This window comes from Virgibacillus dokdonensis (assembly GCF_900166595.1).
Lineage (GTDB): Bacteria > Bacillota > Bacilli > Bacillales > Amphibacillaceae > Virgibacillus > Virgibacillus dokdonensis.
Window position 1 is genome coordinate 1028315 of the sequence record NZ_LT745763.1, and the last position, 13390, is coordinate 1041704.

The window sequence follows — 13390 nt, forward strand, 5'->3', positions numbered from 1 at the left end:
TCAGANTTCCGCATCCACGGCAGCTTGGACATTATAAGCTGGTTTGAGTTGACCATTCCTCATAGGATCATCTTTCATTCGCATAAACGTGGCATTATGGTCTGTTTTAGAATAACTGTTTCGTTTCTCTCCCATAATCTGATTGGAAGTATCGTAGTGTTCTTTACGTTGAAGCATTTCCTTTACTTGTTCATGATAACGTTGAAGGACCGTTTTTCTTTTCCCCTTTCCATAAACGAACGTGATGTTTTCTTTCGCTTTTACTTTCTCCAGGAAAACAAGCACTTTTTTCAAATCTTCTAAAAAAGTCTCGTAAGGACTGGTGAAAATCTGACAGTATGTTGTATTGATCTGTTCCAGCAGGGCTTGCCATTTGGTATACATCTTGGCTTCATGTTTGGTGATTGCCTTTTTCCATACGAAAGAATACCGGTTGGCATACGCTTCGATTTTGGTGCCATCGATATAGATGGTTTCACCGGTAATCGCTTCTTGTTGATAAAGCCACACGACTTGTTGAAAGAAGAGCTGTTCCATCACCGTATCGGTCAGATATTTTTGCTTGAAACGACTGATAGTAGAATGATCAGGAGCTGCATACCCTTGAAGAAGCCAACGGAAATTGATATCCCGACGACATGCTTTTTCTATCCCTCGGGAAGAGTAGATTTTTTGCGAGGCTGCGTAGGTAATGACCTTAAATAGAATGACTGGATCGACTGCTGGTTTTCTCCCTTTGGAAGCGTATGCCTGTAGTAGTTCTCTATAATCCATCCTTTCACATAAGAGGCAGTGGAGCCGGACCGAATCATCCATAGGAATCATTTCTTCTACATCCATCGGTAAATATAATTGATAATTTGCTGCAGTTTGCGTATACTGGGTTTGTGTTATTTGTTTATTGGTCATAAATTAATAATACATGAGAACAGGCCCTTTGTGGTCTGTTTTTTTGTGTATACACAAAAAAGCTGTTACACAATCAATTACCTGATTGTGCAACAGCCCCTTTTTAATGGTCTAGGAAATTATAAAATTTTGCAGCTATGGATAAACTTACTAAGTTATTTAGCCACGTTCGACTCCAGCGCCCAGCAACTAGGCGACTTCACGAATCGCCCTACGATAAGTCATCATTGGTTCGTGCAACACCGTCTCACCATGATTCCTAAAACTTTAGTTGCTTCGTTCCACTCGCTAAGTTGCTAACCGGGCGCCACGAGCCTTTGTTCCTATTGGAATTCTAAATGGCTATTGCGGTGAGCCGACAACTATGATGAACCTGAATTTAAAACTCAAGGAGATTTTTAGCACTATAGGAAGGAAGCAAAAAGAAGATTTTTGCCTAAAGAATTTAGAGATAAGCAAGTTTTTCTTAAAGATAAATTTTTTTCTAGTTCTCTGCAAAGTGATCCTTCAAATGGGGATTCTTTCATCTTCTCCTTCATATGCAAACAAATTGATCTCCGCCCATTTATTGCACAAACCCTTGTGATATTTTTGGTCTTATGGGAATAGAAATGTTCGCTTATAATAAAGTTAAGACATACTACTAATTCATAAAATGGCAGGTGGTAAAACCATGAACCAACGTAGTATGGCAGTACTCAATATGTTAGTTGAACAAGAAGGATATCTTTCAAGTGAACAGCTGGCGAAAGCATTTCACGTTTCGAGAAGAACGATTTATAACGATATAGGAAAAATCAATGATTGGCTTAAAAAGCAAAAGTTGGAGATCGTGAAACAAGTGAGAGCAGAGGGCTTTTACCTGGAGGAAAGTACAAAAGAAGCTCTAAGCCAAACGGATTCGCTCGTTCAAGATCATTATTATGAGTATACAAAAGAGGAACGCAAAGCATGGATATATTTGCATATTACATGCAGTTCTAAAACTTATTTTCTTGAAGATTTTCAAAATCTTTTTCAAGTAAGTAGAAATACAGTATTAGAAGATATAAAGGCATTAAAAAACGAAATTCAACTTGAGCAATTACAAATGCATACAAACCGAAGACAAGGGTACCATATTATAGGAGAAGAAATAGACGTTAGAAAAACAATTACTCAATATCTTTCTGTTGTTACTCCAATGGACAATTGGTACAGCCTATTACATTATCCATATGCGCATGAAAAAGACCTGTCACCAACGTATGCTATATTTGATGTGAAAGTCCTGCAGCGTATTCACCGTCATCTCATTAAATATGAGGAACGATTTAATATTGAAATTATTGATGACGTGCTAAACAGTTTAGTACTCTGGTTTCATTGTTTTATGAAGCGAATGGAACAAGATGCTATTGTCCAAATAGATCCTATCGAGAAAGAAATTATTGAGACAACGGATGTTTACGCAGGTGTACAAACGCTATGTCAAGAATTATTAGCAAACGACATAGATGATACAGATAAGAAAAAAGAGAGTTATTATTTTGCTAAATATTTACTCAGTGCAAAAGTGAATTATGATTTGACGCCAAATAAAGAAGATAGCGTTATGAAGTCATTAATAGATGTAGTCGAAAAAATGGTCAATGATTTTCAACTATATGCGGCGGTGGAATTTGATGAACCTAAACAGATTATGGATAATTTGCTCCTTCATCTAAAACCTGCATATTATCGAATTATGTATGGAATTAAATTAGAAAATACATTGCTGGATTCGGTTAAACAGACCTATCCAGAAGTTTTTCAAATTACAAAGCAAGTGATGAAACATTTTGAAGAGCTTATTGAAAAAGCAGTAGATGACAATGAGATCGCTTTTATTGCTACTCATTTTGGGGGATGGCTTCGAAGGGAAGGGGTTGTCCTTGAAGATAAACCAAAGCGTTTATTAATCGTTTGTACGAATGGTTTAGGAACTTCCAAATTACTAGAGAGTCAATTATTATCGCTATTTTCGAATGTGGAATTTCAAGGTGTAACGTCATTAAGAGAATACCAACACATGAATTTAGCTGTTGATTTTATTGTTTCAACCATAGGTCTTCCAGATCGAGGTGTACCTGTGTTTGTTGTTAGCCCTGTATTAAGCAATGATGAGAAAGAACAGTTGTTGAAAAACGTAAATAGTTTATTTTCCATAAATGCTCGACAAGAATATTCCGTGGAAACGCTTTTAGACATCGTTCATCGCTATGCTACTATTCAGAAAGAAGATGAGCTGCGAAAAGAATTAAGGAGATTTTTGTATACTCCTGAACAGAGGAATCATCAAAAGCAAAGTTTACAACAATTATTGCCTATTCATCATGTTCAATTGCAGACTAGTATTTCTACATGGCAGCAGGCAATTACTTGTGCAGCTCAACCTTTAGTAAAAGAAGGGTTTATTAATCAACATTATATAGATGACATGCTGCAGGCGGTTGATAAAAATGGCCCTTACATTGTTATTTCTGACCAATTTGCTTTGCCACATGCTGGTCCATCGAAAAATGTATTTCAAACGGGGTTAAGCATGCTTTGTTTGAACCAGCCGGTAAATTTATTAGGCAAAGAAGTTTCAATTATAGTTGTCTTAGCTTCAAAAGATAACGAACAACATTTAAAAGCGTTAGCGCAGTTAACGAAGTTGTTTTCTGAAAAAAATAATAAACAGCTCGTAATGAAGGCTAAGGATACGTTTACTATATATGAATTAATTAAACAGTATTCGCAAAGCATATTGGAATAGCAGAAAGAAAGACAGGTGTTTGCATATTATGAAATTTTTAGAAAAAAATATTATACAGCTAGATGTAGAAGTAAAAAACCCAGAAGATGCAATTATGAAAGCAGGCCAGTTATTAATGAAAGATGGGTTGGTTGAACCGTCTTATGTTGAAGCTATGAAGCAAGCTTATAACAAGAATGGTCCTTATTTTGTCTTAGCGCCTCAAATCGCAATTCCGCATGCACGGCCAGAAGATGGGGTAAATGAAGCAGCTGTTTCATTAGTACAATTAAAAGAAGCTATATCTTTTGGACATGCGATCAATGACCCTGTACGTTTAGTATTTGGGCTAGGTGCTTCATCAAGCGCAGAGCATTTAAAGCTGCTACGAAAACTAACAACATTATTAAATGATCCACAAAATATTGAACAATTGCTTCAAGCAACAACAATAGATCAAGTTCAAAAAACAATTAGAAATGGAGAGATGACAAGATGAAAGTTTTAACAGTTTGTGGTTTAGGACAGGGAACAAGTTTAATCTTAAAAATGAATGTGGAGCAAGCCTTAACAGATATTGGAATACGTGCAGATGTGGAGCATATGGACGTATCAACAGCTTCTAGTATGGACGCTGATTATATCATTACAAGTAATGAATTAGCTGAAGGTCTGCAAGGGCATAAGGCTAAGATTGTTATTGTTAATAACTATTTTGATATGGATGAAATTAATGAAGCTATAAAAGAAAATATGGAAGCCTCTTAATCTTTAAGAGGTTTCTATAAAAAAATAGGAGGAAAAAGTAATGGATATCATTTTTTGGATTGCCACGAATGTGTTTGGAGAAGCCGCCATATTATTAGGTTTTATCGTTCTTTTAGGATTACTGTTGCAAAAAAAATCAGCGAGTCAAACGGTCAGCGGTACGTTTAAAGCGATTATAGGGTTTTTAATAATTAGTGCAGGTGCTGGCGTTATTGTAAACGCATTAACCGTGTTTGAACCGCTTTGGAAGGAAGTTTTTAATTTATCGGCGGAGCCTCTTGGTGATTTTATGGGCCAGGAAGGGTTTAATGCAAAGTATGGAAGTGCTGTTACGTTAGCAATGACGCTAGGGTTTGTCATTAACGTCATTTTAGCTCGATTTACCAAATTTAAATATATTTATTTAACAGGGCATATGATGTTTTGGACAACCACCATTTTTGCAGGTGTAATCGTTCAAGCTGCTGGCGATGTTTCATTTTCAAAGCTCGTTATATTCTTAAGTATATTTATGGGGTTATATTGGACTATTCAACCAGCCTTAACACAACCATTTATGAGAAAAATTACCGGTAATGATAATATTGCCCTCGGACACACTTCAGCTTCTGTTGCTTTATTAGGAGCTTTAGCTGGTAAAGTGATGGGAAACAAAGAAAATGATTCAGAAAAAATAAAACTTCCCAAAGGGTTGGAATTCTTAAGGGATTCAAACGTTATAACTGCATTGACCATGGGATTATTATTTTTAGTTGGAGCCATCATTATATCGTTTAAAGATACCCCCGGGGCTCAAGAGTTAGTGGCTGCTGCAGGTGATAAAAACTTTATTATTTACTCGATTATTCAATCCTTCACATTTGCAGCGGGTATTGCAGTTGTTTTGCTAGGTGTACGAATGTTTATTGGTGAAATGGTTCCAGCGTTTAAAGGAATAGCGACAAAGATCGTACCTGGTGCAAAGCCAGCTCTAGACAGTCCAGTCGTCTTCCCATATGCACCAAATGCTGTTATTTTAGGGTTTTTAGGATCTTTTGTAGGTGCGCTAATTTGGCTTGTCGTGTTAGGAAATACAGTTGGTTACGTTTTTGTTCCAACGATGATCGTATTATTTTTCCATTCAGCAACAGCAGGTGTATTTGGAAATGCGACTGGAGGAGTACGTGGTGCATTAATGGCAGGATTTATTACTTCAACTGTCGTAGCATGGGGGCAATTTATTATGGTGAAAATGCTTCTATCCGATACCATTCCTGATACAGCAATGTGGGCAGCGGATTCAGACATGTTCATCTTAGGACCAATTGTACGTTTCTTATCCCAATTATTTTTCTAAATAAAGAAAACGACACTTATGATTGGTTTCAAGTAGAGAGGCTGGAGCATATCTTCAACTGCATGCTCTAAAGTCGAGCTATGTATTATTTTCAATAAGGAAAATGACGGCTATCGTCATAAAGACTTTGGCGATAGCCCAGTTTTTCTAACACTATACGAAAGTATAAAAGTTTAAAGGTTTATAGTATAAGAAAAACTACAACTTTCGTCATAAGACTTGGCGACAAGCCAAGTTTTTCTAAGGAGCTGATGCGTAATGAGTTTTATTCGTACATTTCATGGTGATGTTGATCCTAAAACACTAGGAGTTACATACTCTCATGAGCATATCGTTTGTCGACCGCCATATTGGGTCGAGCAAGAAGCAGATGATTTATTGCTTGATGATAAAGAGAAGTCCAAACTGGATGTGTTAGATTTCAGTCGCCTTGGTGGTGAAGCGATCGTAGATGCTACAGCAATTGATTATGGCCGAGATGTACAGGCGGTCAAGGAGATTTCAGAAGAGACAGGAATTACCATTGTAGGTACAGCAGGGTTTAATAAAAGTTTTTTATGGGCAGCAAGCATCCCTGAACATTTGAAATCTGTAACCGGCAATTATTCAACATTCCATGAGTGGATTGAAGCAAAAAGTATTAATGAGTTGGCAGATTTCGTTATTCGCGAAGTAGAAGAAGGTTTAGAAGGGACCAACATTTGCGGTGGTCAGGTGAAATTTGGGACGGGCTATAATCGAATTACTCCTTTAGAAGAGAAAACGATTCGTGCAGTAGCTAGAGCACATCATGAAACGAAAGCTCCCGTTCATTCACATACAGAAGCAGGTACGATGGCACTAGAGCAAATTGAAATTTTAAGATCAGAGAATGTTCCATTAGAATATGTGAGTTTTGGGCATATGGATCGAAATCCAGATCCTTTTTATCATGAACAAGTAGCAAAAACAGGTGCATTCTTATCTTTTGACGGTATATCTAAAATAAAATATGCCCCAGAGAGCACACGCATTCAATGTATTTTTGAATTAGTGAGAAAAGGCTATGAAAAGCAAATTTTAGTTAGTGGCGATACAGCTAGAAAAACGTATTACAAGCATTACGATTATGGGCTAGGTTTAGAGAATATTTTAGGGAAATGGGTACCTCGCTTTATAGAAGAAGCAGATCAAGCTGGATTTTCAGGAGAAGATTTAGTCACCAATTTCTTTGTAAATAACCCAGCGAGATGCTTTACATTTAAAAAGTAATTACCCTTAACAATTATGTGTAAATTAAAAATGTGATGGAAGGTGCAACCATGGAGTTTCAATATGAAAATTCATATGAAATAAAAGATAAGATCACAGCATCAAGTATTGCCATCTTACCAGTAGGAGCTGTTGAAGCACACGGCCCACACTTGCCATTGGGAACAGATAATCTTCTAGCTGAACGTGTCGCTACAAGCGTAGCTGAGCAAGTAGAAGCGTTTGTTTTACCTACTTTACCATATGGACAAGTATGGAGCTTACGAAATTTTCCAGGAAGTATTAACGTTTCGAACGAATCGCTTATTTCCATCGTAGTGGATATTGGTGAAAGTTTATATCGACAAGGATTCCGTACTTTTGTTATGGTGAATGGTCATTTAGGAAATCAGCCTGCATTAAAAGATGCTGCTCGTGTTCTATTTACATCATGCCCTGATATGAAAGTTTTTTACTTCTTTTATCCGGGAATGAAGCAAGCGGCAAAGGAAGTTCGAGAAACAGACTCTGCTCATGCCACATACTTTCATGCCTGTGAAATTGAAACATCTTACATGCTTTACTTAGCACCAGAATATGTGGATATGGAAAAAGCGATAAAAGATATTCCCCATATACCTGAAGATGCGGATGTCACGCCAACTCCTTGGGAAGCATTTACAAAATCAGCTGTATTAGGAGATGCGACATTGGCAACAAAAGAAAAAGGTAAATATATTATCGACATTGCGATTCGCAATATAGTTGACATGTTAAGGAATAACGGTCAGAAATGACGATCAGCTTTATTTTTTGCACTTTTTAGAAATTGATGGAAGGATTTACATGTTTAAAAGAGGAGGTAGTTGCTTTGATTCAAGCATATTTTGAAAAAATTCACGAATTACTGACTACTGTAGAACAGAAGGAAGCAGAAACAATGGAAAAAGCAGCAAAAAAAGTAGCTCAAACGATTCAAGCTGAAGGGGTCATTCATTTGTTTGGTTGTGGCCATTCACATATTTTAACAGAAGAAGTGTATTATCGTGCTGGTGGACTTGTGCCCATCCATCCTATTCTTCATGAACCTTTAATGCTCCATGAGGGAGCTGTGCGTTCTTCCTCTTTAGAAAGAGAGAACGATTATGCGAAAAACTTTATTTCTGATCAAGGAATTACAGCAGGAGATGTCGTATTTGTCATTTCTACTTCAGGAAGAAATCCAGTACCCGTAGATGTGGCTAACTATGCAAAACAGCAAGGTGCTTACGTAATAGGCATTACTTCCATTGCTTATTCATCTAGTCAAGCCTCACGTCACATTAGCGGGAAACATCTTTATGATGTCGTTGATATCATCATCGATAATCACGCACCTGCTGGCGATGCACTACTATCTCATGAAAAAGTAACTGTACCTTTTGCACCAAGTTCAACCGTTATTGGAGCAACGATACTGAATGCTGTATTAGCTAAAGCGATTGAAACGATGGCAGAGCAAGGATTTGAACCGCCTGTATTTTTAAGCGGCAATATAGAGGGTTCTGATGAACATAATCAACGATTAGTTGAAAAATATAGAGAACGAGTAAAATTATAGCTGTTTTTTGATGAAAACGATACAAAAGACCAAGTAGGTAAGGTCTTCATCGCCTTACATTGTATCTTTCATTTTCCGAGCAATCTCATTCATGTTCCGTCTCTATTTGATGATGGCGCTGAATAGAAAAGCAAAAGGTGATCCAATCTTATTCTAACAATCATTCAATAAGCTTTATTCAAGCTTATCGAATGGTTGTGTACAATAAAACACTATCATGACTTGCATTGAGCGAGCTGCTGAAAACCTTCATCTTAAATTTGTATTACCTTCCTTTGTAGCCTCTACGATTTATTTCCTGTACACTATGTACGGTTATATAAGCATCTCCATCTATTTTTTCAATAATGCGCTTCAAGTGAACAATTTCCTGTTTATTTATGACGATGTAAAGAATTTCTTTGTTCTGCTTTGTATAACCACCTTTACCTTCTAAAACAGTAATTCCACGAGACATATTATTCGTTACTTGTTCGAGAACTTCTTCAGGGTATTTTGAAATAATGAGTACGGCAGTGCGTTCATTTGCACCTTCTACGATAATATCAATTGCTTTGGCACCAACGTAAACGGAGATTAACGTATACATGGCTTTTTCTTGACCAATGACAAACGCAGAAACCCCGATTACAGCAATATCTGTAAGGAGCATGCCCTTTCCAAAGCTCCAGCCGATAAATTGATGAAGCAAACGAACGATAATAGCCGTTCCACCTGATGTACCTCCAGTTTTAAAAATGAGACCTAACCCAATTCCAACAGTTAAGCCAGCAAATAAAGCGGCTAACAATGTATCACCGTTTCCAGCTTTACCGATGTTTTCTGTTACATGCAAAAATAAGGACGAAAAGACGATAGATATAATAGTATATATCATGACCCGTTTACTAAAATATCGATAACCGATAGCTAGTAAAGCAGCATTAATAGCAAAATTTACAATTCCTGTGGACCATCCAAATATATAATAAGTTACAATCGATATCCCAATGATTCCTTCTTCAGACAGGTTATTGGGAATCGCAAAATAATTAACTCCAAAAGCAAATATAAATGATCCGATAATAATTAAACTGCTTTCTTTTATCCATTTTCCCATTTACAAGAACTCCTCTCTAACTAGATTTTACCAGTATTCCAAGAAAATAAAAAGCAACAAAATAATCTGAAGCATTGCTTATTAATCCAAATCGATGATGAAGGAAATGCTCCGAAAAATGATGCTATGATACCTTTCCGCCTTTTACCCACAATATAAATGTTATGTGTTATACTATTCAAAAAAGTTGTGGAAGGTTGTTTCCGTTGGATGGATAAAGATATGTGCAAAAAGGTTTTACCAGGAGGAATAACAGGGATACGCCGTATTTGATAAGCAGCGGTAACCAAACTATATGTGAAAGGAATCACCCATCTATTTCTTGCACTATAGAATAAAAGTCTGCTTCGAAAAAAAGTGTTTTAAGTTTTTAAAAACATGGAAGATGTATGCTGGGTAAGTCTAAATGGGATAACATTGGCACACTCTCTTGCGTAAGGCTTTGCACTGTAGAAAAGTATGATACGATAAACGGTCGTTTTCGTCTTAAAGACCTGGTTAACAAGCCAAGTTTTTCCTAAAGGAGCGAGCATGATTGAATAAGTTAATAAACGAAAAATATGAACAATTAAGTGAAGCACAACGAAAGGTCGCTCGTTACATAGTAGAAAATATGGAAGAAGTTGTTGTCTTATCAGCACAAAGAATTGCTTCTTTGTCAGACGTAAGTGAAGCTACAGTTCATCGATTTGCTAAGACACTAGGATATTTTAGTTTTGTTGAACTAAAACAGGACATACATGCAACATTGCGTAAGAACCAACGAGCGCTGAATAATTTCATTACTACAACTGCTGAAAAACCAGATTCTTGGTTAGAAAAACATTTCTTGCAAGAAGCAGACAATATTGTTCGTACAAGTAAAGCAATAAAGGAGCGCGACATTCAAGACGTAGCTAACACACTGCTGCATGCTAATCATATATGGATAGCTGGTTGGCGATTGGGATTATCGATAACTACTTATATGCGATTTGTTTTTTCTTATATGCTTGGAAATACGACGTTAATTCCCCAAGGAGAACTCGCTGAATATAGTGCACATTTTAAAAAAACAGACGTCCTTATCGGAAGTGTATTTCCGCGTTATGATCATAAAACAGTACAAATTATAAAAAAGGCAAAAGAGAAACATGTTCAAACAATTATTTTGACGGACTCGCCTTTATGCCCTGCTTGTAAACATGCGGATATAACTTTGCTTGCGAAAACAAAGTCAAAAGGCTTTTTAGATTCGTATACAGCCGCATTATCTATATGTCAGGCAATTGTAAATGAACTTTCCCATATTGGAGGGGAGCGTGTGAAAGAAAATATAAAGCAAATTGAAAAGAGTTATCCAGACTTTCTAGAAAAAAGCGAATCTTGATAGGAGTGGATGAAAATGAAATTACATACAGTCGGATATTGGGGCGCCTATCCAAACGTGAACGAAGCGACTTCATGTTATTACGTTGAGGATGAACAAACAAAAATTTTACTAGATTGTGGTAGTGGCGCTCTTTCTAAGTTGCAAAATGTAATGGAGTTACAGGATTTAGATGCCGTTTTTATAAGTCATACTCATACCGATCATATGGCGGATATTTACAGTTTGGAATATGCCATGCTTATTTTACAACAACTAGGAAAAAGAAAAGAGCCGTTAGATGTTTATGTATACGCAGAAAATAGGAGTGATCTATCGTTTGAATTTCCTCATGTATTACGTGTTCATCCAATTCACCTAACTGAATCGGTGGTTATAGGTTCACTACAGCTTACTTTTTCAGAAAATGTTCATGAGGTTCCGTGCTGTGCTATGAAGGTAATGAATCAGCAAGGACATGCCTTCATATATTCTGCAGACACAGGTTATACAGAAAAACTCATTCAGTTTGCTCAAAATGTGGATACATTATTGATTGAATGTAGTTTTTATGCTGAACAACAAGGATTAGTAAAAGGGCATTTAGCGAGCTATGAAGTAGCTGACATTGCTAAAAAAGCAAACGTAGCTACCATTATTCTTACGCATTTCCCGCACTATGGTAATATTCAACAACTAAAAGAGGAAGTGACGTCAAAAACAGATCAAGTTGTTCATCTTGCAAAGGAAGGTTTTACCATCACTATATAACGGAGGATTTGATATGAAAAAAAGTAATTTCAAAGCTTTTTTGTTATTATGTGCTGTTTTACTTGCTCTTATAGCTTGTTCCAATGCAAATTCTACTCCAACGAATGAGCAAGAAGTAAACGCCAAGGAAAATAAAGCAGGCGGTACGGTTCGTATAGCAATGAGTACGGAAGTGGATCATTTAGATCCGTATCAATCTGCTGCAACAGATACGATGTCGATGATGGACAATGTATATGATGGTTTATTAGACACAGATGAGTCTGGTGAACTGGTGCCTGCTATCGCAGAATCCTACGATATTTCCGAAAATGGGCGCGTATATACATTTAAATTAAAGGAAAATGTTATGTTTCACGATGGGTCTGAATTAACTGCAGAAGATGTGAAATATTCTTATGAAAAGTTAGCAGGGTTAAGCGGTGACGAGCCAATTTCATCCCAATTTGAAGTAATTGAAAAGGTGGAGACTCCCTCTGATTTTGAAGTCGTCATTACATTAAAAGAAACAAATTCGGCTTTTCTAGCAGCAAATATTCGACCGATTTTACCTGCTGATTATGATAATCATAGCGAAAAACCTATTGGAGCTGGTCCGTTTAAATTTGCAGAATATAAAGTAGGACAAGAGCTGCGCTTAGTGAAATACGAAGACTACTATGATGAAGAAAAAGTACCGAAACTGGATGAAGTGCAGTTTAAAATCATGCCTGATCCAGAATCAGCAATACTAGCGTTGCGATCTGGAGAAATTGATGTCATTCCAGGTATATCTGCTCAAGGCAAAGAGCAATTAGGCGATACCATTGAAACGATAGCTGCCCCACAAAACATGGTACAGTTAATGGCTTTAAACAACCAAGTAGAACCGTTAAATGATCTTCGTGTACGTAAAGCAATTAACTTAGTTATTGATAAAGATATGATTATCGATATGGTAGCTGAAGGAGATGGTGTTAAACTAGGATCAAATTTTAGTCCATCCATGGAATTATATTACCAGGAAGGATTAGAAGATACGTATCAACCTCATCTTGATGAAGCGAAAAAGCTATTGAAGGAAGCAGGATACAAAGATGGGTTTAATTTAGAATTGACGGTGCCATCTGATTATCAATTTCATGTAGATACAGCGCAAGTTATTACAGAACAATTAGGGCAAGTCGGTATTCAAGTAGATATCAAACGCATTGAATTTAGTACTTGGTTGGAAAAAGTCTATAATCAAGCGCAATATGAAAGTACTATTATCGGGTTTACTGGAAAACTAGATCCTTATGAAATTTTACGAAGGTATGTAAGTGACTACAATAATAACTTTGTTCAATTTGAAAATAAGGAATACGATGCACTTATCAAGGAGGCACTTGCGGCTACGGATGAAAAAGCGTTAGCTAATATATATAAACAAGCTCAAACACTCCTGACAGAAAAAGCAGCTTCCGTATTTATTATGGATCCTTATCGTACAGTTGCGATGAAGAAAGGGTTACAAGGATGGAAAATGTATCCGATTCAAAAATTTAATTTAGAAGATTTATATTATACGGAATAACTGTCACGTAAAGGGG

Annotated in this window: 12 protein-coding genes; 10 read left to right on the forward strand and 2 right to left on the reverse strand. The window is 36.7% G+C overall.

Annotated elements, in window-relative coordinates; translation table 11 throughout:
• A complete protein-coding gene (locus B2C77_RS06465) occupies nt 1–909 on the reverse strand; it encodes a transposase (protein WP_077702886.1) in 909 nt (302 codons plus the stop codon).
• Nucleotides 910–1582: 673 nt separating this feature from the next.
• Here B2C77_RS06465 and B2C77_RS06470 point away from each other — a divergent pair.
• The 7 genes from B2C77_RS06470 to B2C77_RS06500 all read left to right on the forward strand — a co-directional run bounded on the left by B2C77_RS06470 (nt 1583) and on the right by B2C77_RS06500 (nt 8601).
• Nucleotides 1583–3688: a BglG family transcription antiterminator gene (locus B2C77_RS06470; RefSeq protein ID WP_164085482.1), complete on the forward strand. Its 2106-nt coding sequence runs from the start codon at nt 1583–1585 to the stop codon at nt 3686–3688.
• Nucleotides 3689–3716: 28 nt separating this feature from the next.
• Nucleotides 3717–4166: a PTS sugar transporter subunit IIA gene (locus B2C77_RS06475; protein WP_077702888.1), complete on the forward strand. Its 450-nt coding sequence runs from the start codon at nt 3717–3719 to the stop codon at nt 4164–4166.
• Entirely contained in the window at nt 4163–4435 is a 273-nt protein-coding gene (locus B2C77_RS06480) for a PTS sugar transporter subunit IIB (protein ID WP_077702889.1), read from the forward strand. Before B2C77_RS06475 ends, B2C77_RS06480 begins: the two co-directional genes overlap by 4 nt.
• Nucleotides 4436–4475: 40 nt before the next feature.
• Nucleotides 4476–5771 (forward strand): PTS ascorbate transporter subunit IIC, encoded by a 1296-nt coding sequence (ulaA, locus tag B2C77_RS06485; protein ID WP_077702890.1) that lies wholly within the window; start codon nt 4476–4478, stop codon nt 5769–5771.
• Nucleotides 5772–6029: 258 nt separating this feature from the next.
• Entirely contained in the window at nt 6030–7022 is a 993-nt protein-coding gene (locus tag B2C77_RS06490; protein WP_077702891.1) for a phosphotriesterase family protein, read from the forward strand.
• Between the two features lie 50 nt (nt 7023–7072).
• Nucleotides 7073–7798 carry a creatininase family protein gene (locus B2C77_RS06495; RefSeq protein WP_077702892.1) on the forward strand — a complete coding sequence of 242 codons (726 nt, stop codon included), beginning with the start codon at nt 7073–7075 and terminating at the stop codon, nt 7796–7798.
• A 74-nt stretch (nt 7799–7872) separates the two neighbouring features.
• Nucleotides 7873–8601: an SIS domain-containing protein gene (locus B2C77_RS06500; RefSeq protein WP_077702893.1), complete on the forward strand. Its 729-nt coding sequence runs from the start codon at nt 7873–7875 to the stop codon at nt 8599–8601.
• Between the two features lie 265 nt (nt 8602–8866).
• Here B2C77_RS06500 and B2C77_RS06505 read toward each other — a convergent pair whose 3' ends face one another.
• Nucleotides 8867–9700 carry a YitT family protein gene (locus B2C77_RS06505; RefSeq protein ID WP_077702894.1) on the reverse strand — a complete coding sequence of 278 codons (834 nt, stop codon included), beginning with the start codon at nt 9698–9700 and terminating at the stop codon, nt 8867–8869.
• A gap of 535 nt (nt 9701–10235) precedes the next feature.
• On the opposite strand from B2C77_RS06505, the gene B2C77_RS06510 reads away from it, so the two are divergent.
• The 3 genes from B2C77_RS06510 to B2C77_RS06520 are packed head-to-tail and all read left to right on the forward strand — an operon-like array spanning nt 10236 to nt 13374.
• A complete protein-coding gene (locus B2C77_RS06510; protein ID WP_077702895.1) occupies nt 10236–11069 on the forward strand; it encodes a MurR/RpiR family transcriptional regulator in 834 nt (277 codons plus the stop codon).
• A 15-nt stretch (nt 11070–11084) separates the two neighbouring features.
• A complete protein-coding gene (locus B2C77_RS06515; RefSeq protein WP_077702896.1) occupies nt 11085–11819 on the forward strand; it encodes an MBL fold metallo-hydrolase in 735 nt (244 codons plus the stop codon).
• 13 nt (nt 11820–11832) lie between these two features.
• Nucleotides 11833–13374, forward strand: a complete 1542-nt coding sequence (locus B2C77_RS06520; protein ID WP_077702897.1) for an ABC transporter substrate-binding protein — start codon at nt 11833–11835, stop codon at nt 13372–13374.
• Nucleotides 13375–13390: the final 16 nt, after the last annotated feature.

Coding starts and splice junctions, on each gene's coding strand:
- B2C77_RS06470 (WP_164085482.1), top strand. CDS start 1,583: ATGAACCAACGTAGTATGGCAGTACTCAATATGTTAGTTGAACAAGAA.
- B2C77_RS06475 (WP_077702888.1), top strand. CDS start 3,717: ATGAAATTTTTAGAAAAAAATATTATACAGCTAGATGTAGAAGTAAAA.
- B2C77_RS06480 (WP_077702889.1), top strand. CDS start 4,163: ATGAAAGTTTTAACAGTTTGTGGTTTAGGACAGGGAACAAGTTTAATC.
- ulaA (WP_077702890.1), top strand. CDS start 4,476: ATGGATATCATTTTTTGGATTGCCACGAATGTGTTTGGAGAAGCCGCC.
- B2C77_RS06490 (WP_077702891.1), top strand. CDS start 6,030: ATGAGTTTTATTCGTACATTTCATGGTGATGTTGATCCTAAAACACTA.
- B2C77_RS06495 (WP_077702892.1), top strand. CDS start 7,073: ATGGAGTTTCAATATGAAAATTCATATGAAATAAAAGATAAGATCACA.
- B2C77_RS06505 (WP_077702894.1), bottom strand. CDS start 9,700: ATGGGAAAATGGATAAAAGAAAGCAGTTTAATTATTATCGGATCATTT.
- B2C77_RS06515 (WP_077702896.1), top strand. CDS start 11,085: ATGAAATTACATACAGTCGGATATTGGGGCGCCTATCCAAACGTGAAC.
- B2C77_RS06520 (WP_077702897.1), top strand. CDS start 11,833: ATGAAAAAAAGTAATTTCAAAGCTTTTTTGTTATTATGTGCTGTTTTA.